Below are 17,916 nucleotides of genomic sequence, written 5' to 3'. Positions count from 1 at the left end.
CTTCGGCGACCTGCTGCTCCACATGCTGGTGATCCTGAAAACCCACCGCGACGTGCTCGAATTGTACCAGCAACGCTTCCGCTACATCATGGTCGACGAGTACCAGGACACCAACAGCGTCCAATACCTCTGGCTGCGCCTGCTCGCGCAGGAGCGCCGGAACATCGCCTGCGTCGGCGACGACGACCAGTCGATCTATTCCTGGCGCGGCGCGCAGGTGGAAAACATCCTGAAGTTCGAAAAGGATTTTCCCGGCGCCAAGGTCATCCGCCTGGAGCAGAACTACCGCTCCACCCCGCACATCCTCGGCGCGGCGGGCGGCGTGATCGCCAACAACACCGGGCGGCTCGGCAAGCAATTGTGGACCGAACTCGACGCGGGCGAAAAGGTGAAGGTCGTCGGCGTCTGGGACGGCCCCGAGGAAGCGCGCCGGGTCGGCGACGAGATCGAGGCCGCGCGAAAGAACGGCACCAGTCTGGACGACGTCGCCATCCTCGTTCGCGCACAGCACCAGACCCGCGAGTTCGAGGACCGCTTCATCAGCATCGGCATGCCGTACCGCATCGTCGGCGGCGCGCGCTTTTACGAACGCCTCGAAATCCGCGACGCGCTCGCCTATCTCCGCGTCGTCAACCAGCCCGCCGACGACCTCGCCTTCGAACGCATCGTCAACGTCCCCAAGCGCGGGCTGGGCGACAAGGCGGTCGCCAAGGTCCACCAGCTCGCACGCTCCTTGGGCGTGCCCCTGACCACCGCCGCCGCGCGCATCCTCGACAGCGACGAACTGACCGCGCAGGCCCGCCGCAGCCTCGGCAACCTCGTCGGCGACATCGCCCGCTGGCGCGACATGGCGCGCGACCTGCCCCACGCCGAATTCGCCCGCCAATTGCTCGACGAAAGCGGCTACACCGCGATGTGGCAGGCCGAAAAATCCGCCGAAGCCGCCGGCCGCCTCGAAAACCTCTCCGAACTCGTCCGCGCGATGGAGGAATATGAATCGCTGCAGGCGTTCCTTGAACACGTCAGCCTGGTCATGGACACCGAGGGCGGTCGCAACGACCCGCAGGTGACGATCATGACCATCCACGCCGCCAAGGGGCTGGAGTTCGACACCGTCTTCCTCGTCGGCTGGGAAGAAGGCCTGTTCCCCTCGCAACGCGCGCTCGACGAAGGCGGCACCCGCAGCCTGGAGGAGGAACGCCGCCTCGCCTACGTCGCGATCACCCGGGCGCGGCGGCTCGCGGTGATCCTCCACGCGAGCAACCGCCGCATCTACGGCCAATGGACGTCGAGCATCCCCAGCCGCTTCGTCGGCGAACTCCCCGACGAACATATCGAAGCCGAGACCACGATGTCCGGCGGCGCAAGCCTGTGGCAAGCGAACTGGTCCGAACACGCCGACCCTTTCGCCGACGTCGCCCGAGGCACCGGCCGCGGCCCCGGCTGGCAACGCGCGGTCAGCGCCGCGTCAGGCTTCACCACCACCCCGTCGCGCGTCGTCGAGAGCCGCGCGAGCGCGGTCAGCATCGGCAACAAGGGTCGCGGCGACCTGTCGGTGGGACAGCGCGTGTTTCACCAGAAGTTCGGCTACGGGGAAATCGCGGAGATCGAGGGCAACAAGCTGGAAATCGACTTCGAAGCCGCGGGTCGGAAGCGGGTGATGGATAGCTTCGTGGTGGCAGGGTGAGCACGCTTTTCACAAGTGGAGACAAATAGACCCATCTCGCCGCTTGCTAAACCGGATGATCGTCGACCGTAGCTTGTACCGATCGGTGATCTCGTTAGGGATGCAAGTCCGCTTACTCGCTCGATCCCACCAAACGGCGACAGGACTTTCGTGCGCGCGATCGACGACAAGCAACAGGCGTGTACCTTGGGGGACCGCGTGCGTCATAACGACCCTGATCGGTCGATCGTGTTGAAACGGGCCACCATTCGCCCTGGATAGCAATTGGATGCGACGTGGAACGACATTGTACAAGCCGCCGACGTAAATGTCTGTTGAACCAGGATGTAGGCTCTGCTCATCGACAACCCAGTCTATACGGTTCGCCGTTGCCACAATCACTACAGGCCGGTGCACGTCTGCACCGCCACCAGCCCCCGCAATAGCCAAAGATAGCAGAAACGATCGCATCAATGTGGCCTGAAGGCTTGCCAAGGCCCTACATCGGACCCTTTGATTTGACGCTGGACGTATGTGCCGCCTCGCCGTCCAACCCCCCACACGACCCCCGTGTCGGCAATAATGACGAAGCTCGGCACCGAAGCCGATACCACAGAACTATGATCTCCCTTGCCCGGAGCATGCTCAAGTCCCTTGCCATGGACATGCGCTACCGCGACCGTGTCTTTGGTGACACCCGTCACGTGACCACCTTGCGGCCCCACAGCCTGCACCGACGCGATCACGATCGTGCCATCCGCCTTGCGCTCAAGCATGATGGTCTTCTCCCCGTAGCGACCACCCGCAAGCTGGGCACCGGCCGTTACTTTCGCCACCGACATTACGGAACTACGCACGTCCGTCGACGCTTCAACGTCCCGCATTGATTGCGGGGGCGTTTCCGCCACGCGCTTGGCCGCATTGTCGACATCAGCGTCGTTCTTGAAGCCTGCGTCAGGTTCAGGCTTGATCGATTTCCAGAGATCCTTGGCTTGCCGACTGTATTCTTCCGGTGTTAAGTCCACCTTGCGATAAGCGCGATGCTCAACGGAGTTCTTCTTCGGCCTGGTATGAGATCGCTATACTTCTTGTTTGTCTGCGTCAGATCGAGTGCCCGTACCTGCGAATGTAAAACGACCATTATCCGGGTCGTGGTAGGGATTGAACTTGAGTTCCAATCCTCCAATCTCGACGAACCGTCCAGTTTTCAGATAGGCAGCAAACGAAAAGCGGTGTTGCGCATTGGCAGTCACAAGCAGCTCCCTCTGAATTCGCAAGGAACATAGCAGGAACGTGTACTATTGTCAAGCTGAGGAGTAAAATCGCAGCGGCAAAGTGGCGGCGCTCGGATGCAGCTTAATCGCCATCGCCTTCCCCTACTCGACTGCCGTTGCCGACCGCAATCCGATGGATTATCTTCCGCCCCAAAGGAGCCTACATCATGCACGTCTCCGTCTCCGCCGCCAAGGAGCAGCTTAACGATCTCGTCCGCCGTGCCGAGGCTGGCGATGAGGTCGTGCTGACCCGCGACGGCAAGCCCGCCGTCCGGCTTGTTCCGACCGACGATGAACCCGCAGTCGAAAAGCGTAAGCCTACGCCGGAAGAGAAGATTGCGGCGATGGATCGCCTACGCGGCATAGCGAAAGGCCGACCCGGCATGGAGGGCGTCACGGTCGCGAACATCGGCAACTTCCTCTACGAAGGCGACAACCCATCGGTGTGATCGTCGTCGACGGCTCGGCGCTCTTCGCCATTCTGCTGAATGAGGAGGGCGAAGCTAGCGTTGAAAAGGTACTCGGTCAGAACGCCACGCTTCTGATCTCCGCGGGATCGCTCAGCGAAATGCTGATCGTTGCAGCACGCAAGAGGCTGCTTGACCCGATGCAGGACCTGCTAGCGACGCTCGGTCCGACCATCATCCCGTTGACAGAGGAACGCGCCCTCGCGGCTGCAGACGCCTACCAGCGCTGGGGCAAGGGCTTCCACCTCGCCAAGCTCAACATCTGCGACAGCTTCGCCTACGCTCTCGCCGAGGAGTACGGCTGCCCACTTCTCTACGTCGGCGACGATTTCACACTTACCGACATCCGCGCCGCGATCTGAGCCGACGCACTGCGATCCACGCAATGGCTGGCAATGTTGGAAAACATTGCCTCTACGCTCGGCGATGACCGACTCGAACGCGTCCCTCGCCTTCACCCCCGTCCCTACCGCGTCCACCCGGCGCGACGGCTGGACGCCCGATCGGCAGCGCGCGTTCCTCGTGCAGCTTGCACGTTGCGGTGTCGTCGCCGCCGCGGCGAAGGCGGTCGGGATGAGCCCCAAGTCCGCCTATACGCTGCCCAAGCGGCCCGGCGCGGAGTCGTTCGCCGCGGCCTGGAACGCGGCGGTCGATGTCGGCCTCTGCCGCGCGCGCGACACCGCGATCGACCGGGCGCTCGAAGGCGTTGCCCGCCCGGTCTTCTATCGCGGATGCCAGGTCGGCGAGTACCGCACCTATAACGACGCCTTGCTGATCGCCGCCATGCGCGCAGGCAGTCAAGGGCGGCCCGCCCCGCCGCGCCGCGACTGAACGGTTCGCCGACGCGCGGATGCCGATCCACGTTACCTTCGTTACCTTCGGCCGCTCAAAAGTCCTGTTCAGGAACCGTTTCGCCTGCGGACCGTACCTGCAACAGACCCGATCCACCGGGCAGGAGAGTCCATCATGTTCACCCGCACTCTGGGGTTCGTGCTCGCCGCCGCGACGTTGGCGACCGCCACCGCCCCCGCTGCTGCGCAGTCCCCCGCCGCCGACGCGCGTTGGTCGCAGGCGCAGGCGCGCTTCGACCGCGAGCTCGCGCTGTATCGTCAGGAGTTTGATCGTCACCGCAGCAACGCGCAGCGCGGCGGCGGTTATGCCGATCCGGCCTATGACAACGGCCAGTATCGCCAGGCCCCCGATCGCTACAGCCAGCAGGATTACGACGATCGCGACGAGAACGGCTACGATGCGGCGCGCTATTACCGCAGCGGCCCCAACTATCAGGAACGCGTGCTCCGCCCCGAGGACCGCGTCTATGCCGGACAGGACGGCCGCTACTATTGCCGCCGCAGCGACGGGACGACCGGGCTGGTGCTCGGCGGTGCGGCGGGCGGTATCCTGGGCAACGTCATCGACGGCGGCCATTCGCGCATTGTCGGCACCCTGCTCGGTGGCGCGGTCGGCGCGATCGCGGGCAAGTCGATCGACCAGAACCAGTCGCAGGTGCGTTGTCGCTAAGGCAATGGGGTCGGTGAAGCGAGCCGCCGCCGCGATCGTCGCGCTCGCGCCGGTCGCCGCGGCGGCGCCGACCTTGCACCCCGGCCTGTGGCGTGTCGCAAGCACGCCGCAGACCGCCACGCTGGACGGCCGCAAGCTCGACGACCTGCCGTACACGCCGGCGGCGCCCGAGGCGGTGTGCCTGAGCCCCGCGCAGGCGGCGGACCCGGCCACGTGGTTCGTCCGCGATACACCTGCGGGCTGCACCTTCTCGCGCCGGTCGGTTCAGCACGGGGCAGTCGATATCGTGGGAACCTGCCCGTCCGCGAGTCCTGGCTACCCTGCGGGATCGGTGCGCTTCAACGGCCGGTGGAGCGCGAACCGCTACACCATCCGGTTCGCAACAACCGACATCGGCGAGAACGGGCAGATGGGTTTTGCGGGAACCGCGACGGGAGGGCGGATTGGCGAGTGTCCGGGCTAACCCTCGACCGCCATCAACAGGCTGCCCTCGTATTTGGCGTCGTTCTTGACGAACAGTGCGCTCCGCTCGAAGCGTCGCGGCGTCAGCCGCACCGCGCCTAGTCCGACGAGCTTGAAGGTGCCCAGCTTGATCTCTTTGGGCGGCTTGCCGTCGCGTTCCACCGTGATCGCGTCGATGTGGAGTTCGCCGTGCCGGGTGTAGATCGCATGCGGCGCCAGCGTCACCTCGCCACGGTTATAGGTGGCAGCGACGCAATGCTGCTTGACGATCGATTCGAAGATGATCGGGGTCGAGGCTGGCGGCGGGGCAGGCGCATCGTTGGTCGGCATGCCGCCCCTTATCCTTCATTGCTGCGCCGCAACAACCTCCTTGGTACGCAAACGTTCCCTAGCGGAAGAACAGGAAGTACAAGATCAGCACGACCGGGAGCGGGACGCCCAGCGCCCAAAGCAGACAACCCTTACCCATTCCATGTCCTCCTGATTGCGGCAGCGAAACGGCCGGTCGCCGCCGCGGTTCCCGTCGTTAGGGCGCAGCGGGCCCGATCAGCTTTTGCGCGAAATAGGTCATCTGCAACGCCTGCAGCCGTGCGCCTTGCGCGATGTCGGCATCGCCCGAATGGCCCCCCGCGGTATCCTCGTAGAACAGGTACGGCAGCCCGTATTCCTGCATGCGTGCCGCGAACTTGCGCGCATGCTGCGGCCCGACGCGGTCGTCCTTGGTCGTCGTCCAGATGTAGGGCTCAGGATAGGCGACCCCGCGCTTGAGGTTCTGGTACGGCGAGATCGTCTGAAGGAACGCGCGTTCCTCGGGGATCGACGCCGATCCATATTCGTCGACCCACGACGCGCCCGCGGCGATGCTCTCGTAACGGATCATGTCGAGCAGCGGCACCTGGATCGTCACCGCCTTCCAAAGCTCGGGATGCTGGTTGAACTCCACGCCCATCAGCAATCCGCCGTAGATGCCGAGCTTGCCCGCGCTCGTCAGTCGCCGCGCGATCAAGTCGCGCCCGACCGCGGCGAAATCGTCGTAGATGATCTGGCGCTTGGTCTTGCGCCCCGCATCGTGCCACGCCGGCCCGAACTCGCCGCCGCCCCGTATGTTGGCGAGGACGAAGCTGCCGCCCTTCTCGAGCCACAGCTTGCCCGTGCTGCCCGAATAAGTCGGGTTGGACGACAACCGGAAGCCGCCGTACGCGGTCATGATCGTCGGGGTCGTGCCGTCGAGCGCGATGTCCTTGCGGTGGACCACGAAGTACGGGATCTTCGTCCCGTCGCTCGACGCCGCCTCGAACTGCTCCACGACATCGTTCGAGGCGTCGAACTTGGGCGGCAATGCCTTGACCTGCCGCGGGGCGGCGGTGCTCGCGGCGTCGAGCGCCAGCAGCGAGGTGGGGGTCAGAAAGCCGGTGACGGTCACGTAGGCACGGTCGCTGTGGTCGGTGGTGCTCGCAACCCCGACCGAGACGTTCTCGGGAAGCGCCACCGGGTGCTGGGTCCAGCCGTCGGCAGTCGGCGCGAACACCGCGGCCCGCCCCCGGACATGGTCGCTGTAATCCACGATCACCCGCGTTCCCGTGACCGAGACTCCCTCTACCGACTGACGCGCGTTGGGCGCGAACAGCAGACGCGGCTTGCCGGTGCCGGTGCGGAAGTCGGCGATCGGCATCCACGCGACCGCCCCGCCGGGGATCTCGCCCCAGGCGTCGTCGGTGGTGAACAGCACCCGGCCCTCCACCAGCCCGGCGACCGACGCGCGATCGGGCATCGTCAGCGGCTTGATCCCCTGCGGCGTCCACAGCAGTTTGTCGCCGCCGAAAAAGGTTCGCCGGCGCTCGATTACGACCGCGCGGTTGCCCTTGGCATCGGTCAGCACCTCGGCATACGTCCCCAGCTGATCGCCCGCCTCACCGCGGAACACCTCGGTGGCGGCGCTCAGCGGTGCTCCGCGCTTCACCTGCTTGACGACGAAGGGGTAGCTCGACGTGGTCATCGTGCCCGCGCCCCAATCGCGCGAGACAAGCAGGGTGTCTCGGTCGATCCACGCAGCGCCCTGCTTGGACTTGGGCAGGTCGAAGCCGCCGGCGACGAACTGCCCGGTCTCCAGATCGAACTCGCGGTAGCTGACCGCATCCTCGCCGCCTTCGGACAGCGCGACGAGACACAGCCGTTCCTCGGGCTGGAGGCAGGTCGCGCCTTTCCATACCCATTTCTTGCCCTCGGCCTTGCTCAGTGCATCAAGGTCGATCGCGGTGATCCATTGCGGCGCGGGGTTCGCGTAGTCGGCTTCGGTCGTCCAGCGCCAGATGCCCTGCGGATGCGCGGCATCGCGCCAGAAATTGTAGAGGCGGCCATAGCGCTGGTCGGGCATCGGCACGCGGTCCTGCGCCGAGGCGATCGCCAGCGCATCGGCGTAGAAGCCGGCGTAGCGCGGGTCGTTCTGCAGCCGCGGCAGCGTCTTGGCGTTCTCCGCCTCGACCCAGGCGAGCGGCCTGGCGCCGTCCTTGTCCTCGAGCCAGATGTAGGGGTCGGTGTCGGTCATTGGCTTCGGCATGGCCTTCGTTTGGGCGAGTGCGGGGCCCGCGGCAAGGATGGTGGCGGCGAGCAGTGCAGTTCGGAACATTGCGGAACCCCTTTTGTCTGTGCACTGTTTGCCGAGCCACATGGCGAAGCGCAATGCGCGGGGCCGATGCGACAGGATCCCATGACCGACGGCTTGCCCCTTCCCCGCCGCTACATCGCGATCGCTGCGATCTCGGCGGGCACCGCGCTGACCATCATCGACGGCGGCATCGCGACCGTGGCGCTGCCGACCATCGCGCGCGACCTGCGTGTCGATTCGAGCTCGGTCGTCGCCGTCGTCACTGTGTATCAGCTGATGCTGGCGATGCTGCTGCTGCCGTTCGCGGGGCTCGGCGACCGGATCGGGCTGAAGCGGATGTATCAGGGCGGGCAGCTGATCTTCGTCGCCGCGACTGTCCTGTGCTTCTTCGCCAAGAGCCTGCCGTTCCTGCTGGTCGTGCGTGCGTTCCAGGCGATCGGCGCCGCGGCGGCGCTCAGTGTGTCGTCGGCGCTGATCCGCAGCGTCTATCCGGCGAAACAACTGGGTCGTGGCCTGGGGATCAACTCGGTCGTCGTGTCGAGCTCGGCCGCGCTGGCACCGACGCTGGGCGGGCTGATCCTGGGGGTCGCGCCGTGGCCGTGGGTGTTCGCAAGCGCGGTGCCGTTCGGCATCGTCAGCCTGCTACTCGGGCGGGCGCTGCCCTATATAAAGCCCGCGTCCGAGCCGTTCGACGTGTTCGGCGCGGTGCTATGTGCGGCGATGTTCGGGCTGGTCATCGGCGGCGCGGAGAGCGCGGTTCATGGTGATAGCCCGGTCGTCTCCGCCGCGATCGTTGGGGTCGGCGCGCTCGTCGGCTGGTATTTCGTGCGGCGCGAGCGTGGCGAGGCCAAGCCGATCCTGCCGATCGATCTGTTGAATCGCCCCGTCCTGGCGCTGTCGGCGGTTGGGGCGTATACCGCTTTCATCGCGTCGATGACCCTGCTGCTGTCCACGCCGTTCCGGCTTCAGCAGAGCTTCGGCTTCACCGCGGCGGAGGTCGGCGCCGCGATCGCGCCGTGGCCGCTGACCAACATGGTCGTGGCGCCGCTGTCGGGCTGGCTGTCGGATCGCTATCCGGCGGGCGTTCTGGGCGGCATCGGCATGGGCGTGTCGATCACCGCGCTGATGCTGATCGCGTTCATGCCGGTAGAGCCGAGCTATTTCGACGTGGCGTGGCGAATGGCGCTGTGCGGCGCGGGTTTCGGGCTGTTCCTCCCCCCGAATGCGCGGCTGATCATCGGCTCGGCGCCGCGCGAGAGGGCCGCAGCGGCCGGAGGGTTGGTGTCGACGGTGCGGTTGGTCGGGCAGACGACGGGCGCAACGCTGGTCGCTGCCTTGCTGGCACTCGGCGCCGGGAGCGGACGGGTGCCGCCGTTGGTCGCCGCAGGGCTGGCGCTGGTTGCGGGACTGTGCAGTCTAGCGCGATTGCGACCTTCGATCCGCAATCCGCAGGCCGAAGAGGCGGACGACGTGCAGCCCGCGCCGGTGCGGTAGCACGCAAGGTGAGGCTAAGGTGAGGCCAACGCGCATTCTCTGGCGCCCCGCAACTGCGTGAGACATCGGGTGTTCGCCAGTGCTGAGAAAGATCGGATCGGGGTTTGAACGAGCCGTTCCAACATTGCACGCGCTTACACGTCGGCCCATCGCCGCAGCAAATTGTGGTACACGCCGGTCAGCCGCACTGTCGCCGGATCGCCCTGCCCCTGCGCGGCCGCCACCGTCTGCACGCCCTGGTCGAGATCGAAGAGGATGTGCCGGGCGCCGTGGTCTCGGACCATGGATTGCGCCCAGAAGAACGACGCGGTGCGCGTTCCTCGGGTGACCGGCGCAACACGGTGGAGGCTGGAGGCGGGGTAGAGGATCATGTGGCCGGCGGGGAGCTTGACCGACTGCTCGCCGAAGGTGCCTTCGACGATCAGTTCACCGCCGCCATAGTTTTCCGGGTCTTCCAGAAAGAGCGTCGCGGACAGGTCGGCGCGGATGCGGAAGTCGCTGCCGCGGCGGACGCGGACCGCGGTGTCGACGTGGGTGCCGAATGCCTGACCGCCCGCATAGCGGTTGAACAGCGGCGGAAAGACCTTGAGCGGCAGCGCGGCGGCGACGAACAGCGCCGAGCGGCCGAGTGCGTCGAGGACGATCCGACCGGCTTCGATCGCGGCGGCGCTGTCCTCAGGCAATTGCGCATTGCGCTTGGCCAGCGCCGACTGGGTGCCCGAGGTTGCATTACCGTCGATCCACTCGGCGGCATCGATCAGCGTGCGGACGCGCGAGACCGCGTCTGCGTCGAGCACGTCGGGGATGGCGATCAGCATCGAGCGCCCTCGCGCACAGCCGCTGCGCCCGTCACGCCGAGCGGACTGCTCTCGCACCATGCCGCAGCCTTGTCGACGAATGCGGGTGTCGCGGTCGCTCCGGCGCGGCGCAGCCATGTCAGCGCTTCGTCGATACGGCCTTCGTTCGTCAGCATGCGCGCATGATTGAAGCAGCCGCGGAAGTCGCCGCCCGCCGCTGCCCGTGCATAGAAAGCCGCCGCGCGTGCCAGGTCGCGCTCGCAGGCCCAGCCGTCCTCTGCGAAGCTGCCGACGAAGTTCATCGCCTTGGCATTGTCCATGTCCGCGGCCTTCTCCAGCCAAGCGAGCGCGGCGGCGCGATCCTGCGCCACGCCATCGCCGAGCGCCAGCAGCGTCGCGTAATTGTACATCGCCCAGTCGAGCCCCCGTGTCGCGGCGACGCGGTAGCACTCGGCGGCCCGGCGCTTGTCAGGCGCAGTGCCCCAGCCGAGGTCGTAGCAGCGCCCCACCATATTCAGAGCTATCACATTATGTTGCGCTGCGGCTTTCACAAACCATATCAGCGCTGTCGAAGCCTCGCCGCGGTCGAGCAGCATCTGGCCGTACACCGCCTGCGCCTCGGCGACGCCGCCTTCCGCGCCCTCGCGGATCAGCGCGGCGCGCGCTTCGGGCGAGCCCGCCAGCTGCGCATCGACCTCTTCGCGGGACAGTGTGTCGAGCATCAATAGCGCACCGCCAATGTCGCGAACGCCGAGCGGCCGGGCGCGATCGTCGCGTAATGCGCGGTGTAGGCCTGGCTGAAATAGGTCTTGTCGGTTAGGTTCTGGACGTTGACGCTGAGTTCGATCCGGTGGGTCAACTCGATCGCTGCGCGTGCGTCGAAGCGCCAATATCCGGGGATCGAGCGCAGAATCGTCTTCGTCGCCGGGGCGACGGTGACGATCCCGGCCGCGTCCTGGGTCGCGCTGCGATTGTCGGTGTACCCCCCGTAGACGCGGCTGGTATAGAAGGCCCCGCCGCCGACCTGCAGCTTGCCGAACAGGCTGACGTTCGTCCAGGCGGTCAGGCTGTCGCGCGCGGTCTGGGTCGCCTGGCGGCCGGTGTTGACCGACACGACCTGCACCGTCGTCGCCGGGCGCATCACGACCGTGCCGTTCATCACCGCGGGGACCGCCAGCGCGGTGAAGCCGCCGTCGACGGTTCTGGGGTCGAGATGGGTATAACCGCCGAACGCGGTCCAGCCGGGCAGTATCTGGCCGTTCACGCCGATCTCGACCCCGCGGATGCGGCGTTCGCCGCCGAACTCGACCGTGTTGTTCTCGCCCGTCACCCGCGAATTGCGGATGTCGGTCTGGAATACCGCGGCGGTGAGGTTGAGCCGCCCGCCGAACAGATCGGCCTTGGCGCCGACTTCGTAGGTCCTAGTCTTCTCGGGTTTGAGCGCGTCGACCGGGTTGACCGCCGCCGCCGCGCCGGTGACCGGCAGCGCGTTGGTCTCCTGCCCTTCGCCGAGCAGGCTGTTGGGCGGCGTCGCCGAGGTGGCGTAGCTGGCATAGACGCTGGTGTTGCGGGTCGGCTTGAGCACCACGCCTGCCTGCCAGTTGAAGAGCGTATCGGTGCGATCAAACGCGACCTGGGTGGTGGCGGCAACCGGCTGGCCCGGGCGGACCCGCGAGTGGAAGCGGTCGAGGCGCGCGCCGACGTTGAGGATCAGCGGCTCGGCCAGCGTGATTGAATCGAAGGCATAGACGGCCTGAGTCCGCGCGTCGTTCTGCGTCTCGGCAACGGGGAGGTTGCGGACCACGTCCGCCGGGACGGTCGATGTGTCCGATGCATAATTGACATACGGATCGTTGGCGTTGGGGGTGAACAGGCTGGTGCAATAATAGCGCGCGATCGTCGCGGTGTTGCAGCGCGGGGGCACGGTGCTGCCGCTCGATAGCAATTCGCTGCCCGCCGGGTTCAGGAAGCCGCGAGTGACGTAGGTGCCGCGCCGCGCCTTCTCCCAGTCGAGCTCGATGCCCCCCGCGAAGCTGTGCCTGATGCCGCCGGTGTCGAACGTGCCGAACAGGTCGGTCTGATTGGTCAGCGCGTCGGCATAGCCGTAGCGGGTGTTCGCGCGCCGCCAGACGAGCCCGCCGGTCAGCACGTCGCCGCGTGCTGCCGCCGCGCCGGTAACGGGGTTGGTCGCGGCGGTGCCGAAGACGTTGCCCTGCTGATCGTCGGGCTGTGTGTAGATGTAATTCTGGACATTGTGGGTGAAGCGCGATGTGTTGCGCAGCGTGACGCGGCCGAAATCGTGCCCGGCGCGCAAGGTCGCCTGGTGCGTCTTCGTGATCCGGAAGTCGCGGTCCTTCAGGCCGTAGAAGGTCGAGCGGTCGACGTATCCGGTCGCCCCGGAAATCGTCGTTAGGCGGCCGATCGCGGGTGGGTCGATCGTCGTGCCCAGCGGCGCATTGCCGATCGTGTAGAGGTACGGGATGCCGCTGTCGGGCAGCTCATGGCTTTCCAGGTAGTAATATTGCGCGGTCAGCCGCGTGGGGGTGCCGAGCCCGACGGTGAGCGACGGCGCGACGCCCCAGCGGCGCTGGTAAATCGCGTCGCGCCCGGCGACGTCCTGGTCATGGTACAGCGCCTGGATGCGGAACGCGGCGGTGTCGCCCAGCCGTCGGTTCACGTCGAGGGTCGCGCGCTTGTAGTCGTCGCTGCCGTAGCTGCCGGTCGCGCGAACGACGTCGCGGGCCGTTGGCAGCTTGGAGAGGATGTTGATCGTGCCCCCTGCCCCGCCACGGCCGCCCAATGTCGAATCCGAGCCGCGCACGACCTGGATCGATTCGACCGCGAACACCTCGCGGCTCTGCGCGGCGAAATCGCGGACGCCATCGACATAGGTGCTGCCCTGGCTGTCGAAGCCGCGGATAAAGGGGCGGTCGCCGATCGGGTTGCCGCCCTCCGCCGCGCCGAAGGTGATGCCGGGCACGGTGCGCAGCGCCTCGGCAAGGCTCGCGGAGCCGGTCTGCTCGATCACCTCTTTGGGCACGACGACGATCGAACGCGGAGTGTCCAGAAGCGGGGCGACCTGCTTTGCGCTGGCGGGGGTGCGTTCGCGTTGGGCCTCGACGACCACATCGGTTCCCTCGGGCTGCCCGTAGCGTTGCGGCTCGGGATCGGCGGCGTAGGCAGGTGCGGTGGCGATGAAGCCGACGCACGACAAGGCCAGGAACGATGGACCGGCAGACGACATGAACAACCCCGCTTTCAAGAGCGTTGCTATTGAGAGTAGTTCTCACTGTCAACGGTTTTGCGAGCGGTTCGCATCTTTGTGTTTGTTCTTGCTACGTTCTTCAATGATGATAGAATGGCGTCATGAAGGCGAGACCTGCCCGAGGCGCGACGCTCAACATGGAGAGCAGGCGCTTCAGCCTGCCGCAGACCGAGGCGGATGGTGACTGGCTGGATGCCCGCGATGCAATCGATGGCGTACCCGAGCGGCTGCGCACAACGGTAACGGTCGAGCATCCGAAGACGATCATCAGCCGCAACGCCTCGCCGGATGTGCCGTTCGACCGCTCGATCAATCCGTATCGAGGATGCGAGCATGGCTGCATCTATTGCTTCGCTCGGCCGAGCCATGCGTTTCACGATCTGTCGCCGGGTCTCGATTTCGAAAGCAGGCTGTTCGCCAAGCCCGATGCGGCGACGCTGCTCCGCCGCGAGCTGGCGCGTCCGGGCTATGCGTGCGCGCCGATGGCGCTCGGCACCAACACCGATCCGTACCAGCCGATCGAGGCCGACTGGCGAGTCACGCGTGGCATCGTCGAGGTCTTGGCAGAGACCAACCATCCGCTGTTCATCACCACGAAATCGGACCGTGTCGTCCGCGACCTGGACCTGCTCGGGGCCATGGCGGCGAAGGGACTGGCGGCGGTGACGCTGTCGATCACCTCGCTCGACCGCCGTATCGCCGCCACCGTCGAGCCGCGCGCGCCGACTCCCGAACGGCGACTGGCGGCGGTGCGTGTGCTCGCCGATGCGGGGGTGCCGGTCTACGTCTCGATCGCGCCGGTCATCCCGGCAATCACCGACCACGAGATCGAGCATCTGATCGAACGCGCCGCGGAAGCGGGCGCGAGGTCCGCGTTCTTCATCCCCGTGAGGCTGCCCTGGGAAGTCGCCCCGCTGTTTCGCGCCTGGCTCGACGCGCATTTCCCCGACCGTGCCGCCAAGGTGATGGCGACGATCGCTTCGATCCGTGGCGGACGCGAGAACGATCCCGATTTCTTCACCCGCATGCAGGGCAGCGGACCGTGGGCCGACCTGCTGCGCACCCGTTTCCGCATCGCGTGCCGCAAGCACGGGCTGAACCGGGAGCGGATCGTCCTGCGCACCGACCGGTTCCGCTCACCTGCGGGGGTGCAGGGGGAGTTGTTCTGAACTTGTCGGGCGCACGCGTGTTGAGGCGGCAAGGAGACGAGACGATGGCTGAACCGACGCAAGGCGACACCGGCACTCCCGCGGCGGAGGAGGAGTCCGGTGCGGGCTATGGCAACAATGCGCTGACCGATCACGTCGGTCAGCCGGGCGAGGACGAGGAGCAGGTGCCCGAGGCTCATCCTTCCTGAATTGGTCAGGCGTCGCGAATGCCCTGCCGGCACTTCATCAGCGGCTGAATGCGGGTGCCGAACGCCTCGACGCCTTCGATGAAATCGTCGAAGGTCAGCAGGACGCCGCCGGTGTTCGGCACGGTCGCCATCTCGTCGAGCATCCGCGCGATGCTGGCGTAGCTGCCGACCAGCGTGCCCATGTTGATGTTGACTGCGCCCTCGGGCAGCGAGCTGGCGGACGTTGGTGTCGGTGTTGACGGTGTCCTTGGCGCCCTGTTCGGCGAGCCAGCCGATCGCCTCCAGATCGGCGCCGTCGTTGTAGGATTTCCACTTGGCCATCGCTTCATCGTCGGTTCAGCGGCGATGATCATGACGAGCACAAAGACCGCCACGTCACGGCCCGTCTTTGCGGTCGCGGCGGCGAGGCGGTCGTTGTTGCCCGCGAAGGCGGTCGGGGTGTTCACGCCCTTGCCGAGGCAGAAGGCATAGTTCGCCCATTTCGCGGAAAAGGCCAGGCCCTCGTCCGAAGACCCGGTGCAGATGATCTTCATGGCGCCGGCCGGTTGGGGGCAGACACGGCAGTCCTCCATCTGGTAATATTCGCCCTTGTGGTCGCTGACCCCGGTCTCCCACAGTTCGTGCAGGATCGCCGCATATTCGTCCAGCATCTTGTAACGGTTGCGGAAATGCTCGTCGCCGGGCCACATCCCCATCTGGGTATATTCGGGCGGCTGCCAGCCGGTGATGAGGTTCAGCCCGAAGCGCCCGTGGCTGATCGAATCGATCGTGTTGCACATCCGCGCGGCGAATGCTGGCGGGATGACCAGTGTCGGGCAGGTCGCGTAGATCTTGATCCGCTCGGTGACCGCGGCGAGCCCGGCCATCAGCGTGAAGCTCTCCAGCCCGTATTCCCAGAATTCGGTCTTGCCGCCGAACCCGCGCAGCTTGATCATCGACAGCAGGAAATCGAGCCCGTGCTTCTCGGCCGAGAGCGCGATCGCCCTGTTCATGTCGAATGACGGTTTATACTGCGGCGCGTTTTCCGAAATCAGCCAACCGTTGTTGTTGATGGGCACGAAAACGCCGACCTGCATGGGACTTAGCTCCTGAGATAATCGAGAACGAGACGGTTGAAGGCCGGCGGGTCGGTGACGTTGCAGGCGTGCCCGCCCCAGTCCATCCGTGCCGACCGGGCACCGGCAATGTCCATCGCGAAGTCGGAGGCGGTCCATGGGACCAGCATGTCGTCCTGCGCGGTCAGCGTCAGCAGCGGCCTGGAAACGTCCGCCAGCCTGTCGCTGACGTCGAACGCCGCCAGCGCCGCGATGCGCCTCTCCATCGTCGCCGCACCGGGAAAGCCCTCCAGTTGGTGCGGCAGCTCGGCGTCGAGTTCGTCGCTGTGCGCGGTGATCCACTCGGCGGGATAGAGGAAGATCGGCTGGGCGCGCAGATACGCCTCCGCGCCGACGTGGCGGAGTAGCGCGAGCCGCATGTCGAAGCAGCGCAGGAAATGCGGGTCGGCCTTCGCCCAGCCGTTGACGGTCACCAGGCGATCGACGCGCTCGGGGGCTTTCAGCGCGAGTGCCAGCCCGGCGACCCCGCCCGCGGCATGCCCGATCACGTGCGCGCGAACAATGCCGAGCGCGTCCAAGAGCGCGAGCATGTCGTCCGCGAGATCGTCGACCGTGACCACGGCGGGCAGCACGCGGTCGCTGCGCCCGGTGCCGCGGTGGTCGTAGAGGATCACGCGGTAGTCTGTCGCGAACGCCGATAGGTTGGGAGTCCAGTAACTGGCCGAGCCACCGAGCCCCGGCGACAGGATCAGGGGCGGCGCGTTATCGGGCCCGTGCAGTTCGTAATAGAGCCCGGCTGCCTCAGGCAAGGTGTGCGACCGAGGCGATTTCGACCAGGCAATCGGGCTTCACCAGATCGCACTTGATGCAATAGCGTGCGGGCTTCGCGCCGGGGAAATACTCCGCGTAAACAGCGTTGAACGCGGCATAGTCGCCGAGGTCTTTGAGAAAGATGTGGTTCATCGCGACGTCGGCCAGAGTCGCGCCCGCCGCCTCCAGCGTCGTCCTGATCACGTCCAGCACGTGCCGGGTCTGCGCCGCGGCGTCGCCGACGTGGAGCACCACCCCGCCCTCGCCGAGCGCCAGCACGCCCGAGACATAAACGGTGTTGCCCGCCTTTGCGCCGGCCGAATAGGGCGCGATCGGGGTCGGGAACTGCGGCGGGTTGATTGTTTCGAACGGCATCGGTCAGGGCTCCTTGGGAATTTGGCCGAACGCGCCGCAGAAATCGGCGACGGTCGAGACCCAGCCGAAGAACTTCTCGACGTTGTAGACGCTCGCGGCCTGCATCGTGGGCGGACCGAGATGATGCGTGGCATCTTCCAGCATCACCCCGAAATATTCGAGGTGAAAACCGTCGCGCAGCGTCGATTCGACGCAGACGTTGGTGGCGATGCCGACGAAGACGAGGTTGCGGATGCCGCGGGCGCGCAGGACGCTGTCGAGTTGCGAGTTGAAGAAGGCGGAGTAGCGCGTCTTGTGGAGTCCGATGTCGCCCGGCTGCGGGGCTAGCGCATCGACCAGTGCATAGTCCCACCCGCCGCGCGCAAGGAACTGCCCGGCGAGGTCAGGAACCTTACGCATGTGCTTGAGTGCATTGGACTTGTGCCAGTTGGGCGATCCCGGCCCGCCCGCCTCGACGTAATCAGGGTCCCAGCCATTCTGGAGGTAGATCACCTGCACGCCCGCGGTCCGCGCGGTGGCGAGCACCGAGGCGATCCGGGCGATCGTTCCTGCCGCGCCCGCGATGTCGAAGCCGGCGAGGTCGACATAGCCACCGGGCGACGCATAGGCATTCTGCATATCGATGACGACGACCGCGGTCTCGGCGGGGTCGAGGCGGAGCGCCTCGGGCCGCGCGGGCAGCGTCACCGCCGCGGCGTCGTTCGTGCCCGTGCGGATGATCGTTTCGGCCAAAGGTCGCTCCCGTCCAGGCGCGCAAGGTGGCGCACC

Annotated in this window: 19 protein-coding genes; 9 read left to right on the top strand and 10 right to left on the bottom strand. The window is 66.3% G+C overall.

Annotated features, from left to right (window positions below):
• Positions 1-1,687: ATP-dependent helicase (locus ACE5C1_RS05455; protein ID WP_374943046.1), on the top strand; the 1,687-nt coding region annotated here is incomplete at its 5' end.
• Between the two features lie 449 nt (positions 1,688-2,136).
• Here the strand turns inward: ACE5C1_RS05455 and ACE5C1_RS05450 are convergent.
• On the bottom strand, positions 2,137-2,691 hold the full coding sequence (locus ACE5C1_RS05450; RefSeq protein ID WP_374943045.1) for a hypothetical protein: 555 nt from the start codon (positions 2,689-2,691) through the stop codon (positions 2,137-2,139).
• 365 nt (positions 2,692-3,056) lie between these two features.
• Here ACE5C1_RS05450 and ACE5C1_RS05445 point away from each other — a divergent pair, with 365 nt between their 5' ends.
• The 5 genes from ACE5C1_RS05445 (at position 3,057) to ACE5C1_RS05425 (ending at position 5,391) form a co-directional block, all read left to right on the top strand.
• Positions 3,057-3,389: a type II toxin-antitoxin system Phd/YefM family antitoxin gene (locus ACE5C1_RS05445; RefSeq protein ID WP_374943044.1), complete on the top strand. Its 333-nt coding sequence runs from the start codon at positions 3,057-3,059 to the stop codon at positions 3,387-3,389.
• On the top strand, positions 3,386-3,769 hold the full coding sequence (locus tag ACE5C1_RS05440; RefSeq protein WP_374943043.1) for a type II toxin-antitoxin system VapC family toxin: 384 nt from the start codon (positions 3,386-3,388) through the stop codon (positions 3,767-3,769). The genes ACE5C1_RS05445 and ACE5C1_RS05440 overlap by 4 nt, the downstream gene beginning before the upstream one ends.
• A gap of 64 nt (positions 3,770-3,833) precedes the next feature.
• Entirely contained in the window at positions 3,834-4,238 is a 405-nt protein-coding gene (locus tag ACE5C1_RS05435) for a hypothetical protein (RefSeq protein ID WP_374943042.1), read from the top strand.
• Between the two features lie 135 nt (positions 4,239-4,373).
• Complete coding sequence (locus ACE5C1_RS05430) at positions 4,374-4,928, top strand: glycine zipper 2TM domain-containing protein (RefSeq protein WP_374943041.1); 555 nt, start codon at positions 4,374-4,376, stop codon at positions 4,926-4,928.
• 13 nt (positions 4,929-4,941) lie between these two features.
• On the top strand, positions 4,942-5,391 hold the full coding sequence (locus ACE5C1_RS05425) for a DUF3617 domain-containing protein (RefSeq protein ID WP_374943040.1): 450 nt from the start codon (positions 4,942-4,944) through the stop codon (positions 5,389-5,391).
• On the opposite strand, the gene ACE5C1_RS05420 is transcribed toward ACE5C1_RS05425, so the two are convergent.
• Both ACE5C1_RS05420 and ACE5C1_RS05415 read right to left on the bottom strand, forming a co-directional pair.
• The gene (locus ACE5C1_RS05420) at positions 5,388-5,720 is read right to left on the bottom strand and encodes a hypothetical protein (protein ID WP_374943039.1); all 333 of its coding nucleotides are present in this window, start codon (positions 5,718-5,720) and stop codon (positions 5,388-5,390) included. The two genes, ACE5C1_RS05425 and ACE5C1_RS05420, sit on opposite strands and share 4 nt — an antisense overlap.
• Positions 5,721-5,916: 196 nt before the next feature.
• The gene (locus tag ACE5C1_RS05415; RefSeq protein ID WP_374943038.1) at positions 5,917-8,016 is read right to left on the bottom strand and encodes a prolyl oligopeptidase family protein; all 2,100 of its coding nucleotides are present in this window, start codon (positions 8,014-8,016) and stop codon (positions 5,917-5,919) included.
• An 81-nt stretch (positions 8,017-8,097) separates the two neighbouring features.
• On the opposite strand from ACE5C1_RS05415, the gene ACE5C1_RS05410 reads away from it, so the two are divergent.
• Positions 8,098-9,489 (top strand): MFS transporter, encoded by a 1,392-nt coding sequence (locus ACE5C1_RS05410; RefSeq protein WP_374943037.1) that lies wholly within the window; start codon positions 8,098-8,100, stop codon positions 9,487-9,489.
• Positions 9,490-9,623: 134 nt separating this feature from the next.
• Here the strand turns inward: ACE5C1_RS05410 and ACE5C1_RS05405 are convergent, their stop codons facing one another.
• From ACE5C1_RS05405 to ACE5C1_RS05395, 3 genes are read right to left on the bottom strand one after another with little or no spacing between them, the layout of a single operon-like run.
• Complete coding sequence (locus ACE5C1_RS05405; RefSeq protein ID WP_374943036.1) at positions 9,624-10,307, bottom strand: Fe2+-dependent dioxygenase; 684 nt, start codon at positions 10,305-10,307, stop codon at positions 9,624-9,626.
• On the bottom strand, positions 10,301-11,008 hold the full coding sequence (locus ACE5C1_RS05400; RefSeq protein ID WP_374943035.1) for a tetratricopeptide repeat protein: 708 nt from the start codon (positions 11,006-11,008) through the stop codon (positions 10,301-10,303). Before ACE5C1_RS05400 ends, ACE5C1_RS05405 begins: the two co-directional genes overlap by 7 nt.
• Positions 11,008-13,530: a TonB-dependent receptor gene (locus ACE5C1_RS05395; protein WP_374943034.1), complete on the bottom strand. Its 2,523-nt coding sequence runs from the start codon at positions 13,528-13,530 to the stop codon at positions 11,008-11,010. The genes ACE5C1_RS05400 and ACE5C1_RS05395 overlap by 1 nt, the downstream gene beginning before the upstream one ends.
• Before the next feature lie 122 nt (positions 13,531-13,652).
• Between ACE5C1_RS05395 and ACE5C1_RS05390 the strand changes: the two genes are divergently transcribed.
• Both ACE5C1_RS05390 and ACE5C1_RS05385 read left to right on the top strand, forming a co-directional pair.
• Complete coding sequence (locus ACE5C1_RS05390; RefSeq protein WP_374943033.1) at positions 13,653-14,720, top strand: PA0069 family radical SAM protein; 1,068 nt, start codon at positions 13,653-13,655, stop codon at positions 14,718-14,720.
• Positions 14,721-14,764: 44 nt separating this feature from the next.
• Complete coding sequence (locus ACE5C1_RS05385) at positions 14,765-14,908, top strand: hypothetical protein (RefSeq protein WP_374943032.1); 144 nt, start codon at positions 14,765-14,767, stop codon at positions 14,906-14,908.
• Positions 14,909-14,913: 5 nt separating this feature from the next.
• Here ACE5C1_RS05385 and rutA read toward each other — a convergent pair whose 3' ends face one another.
• From rutA to rutB, 4 genes are read right to left on the bottom strand one after another with little or no spacing between them, the layout of a single operon-like run.
• Positions 14,914-15,984: a pyrimidine utilization protein A gene (gene rutA, locus ACE5C1_RS05380; protein WP_374943031.1), complete on the bottom strand. Its 1,071-nt coding sequence runs from the start codon at positions 15,982-15,984 to the stop codon at positions 14,914-14,916.
• Positions 15,985-15,989: 5 nt separating this feature from the next.
• Complete coding sequence (gene rutD, locus ACE5C1_RS05375; protein WP_374943030.1) at positions 15,990-16,772, bottom strand: pyrimidine utilization protein D; 783 nt, start codon at positions 16,770-16,772, stop codon at positions 15,990-15,992.
• Positions 16,765-17,148, bottom strand: a complete 384-nt coding sequence (gene rutC / locus ACE5C1_RS05370) for a pyrimidine utilization protein C (protein ID WP_374943029.1) — start codon at positions 17,146-17,148, stop codon at positions 16,765-16,767. The genes rutD and rutC overlap by 8 nt, the downstream gene beginning before the upstream one ends.
• A 3-nt stretch (positions 17,149-17,151) precedes the next feature.
• The gene (gene rutB / locus ACE5C1_RS05365) at positions 17,152-17,880 is read right to left on the bottom strand and encodes a pyrimidine utilization protein B (protein WP_374943028.1); all 729 of its coding nucleotides are present in this window, start codon (positions 17,878-17,880) and stop codon (positions 17,152-17,154) included.
• Positions 17,881-17,916: the final 36 nt, after the last annotated feature.

The organism is Sphingomonas sp., assembly GCF_964263785.1.
In the GTDB taxonomy this organism is placed as follows: Bacteria; Pseudomonadota; Alphaproteobacteria; order Sphingomonadales; family Sphingomonadaceae; genus Sphingomonas.
Note: the sequence above shows the minus strand (reverse complement) of the source record. Positions and strands in the feature narration are given on the sequence as shown.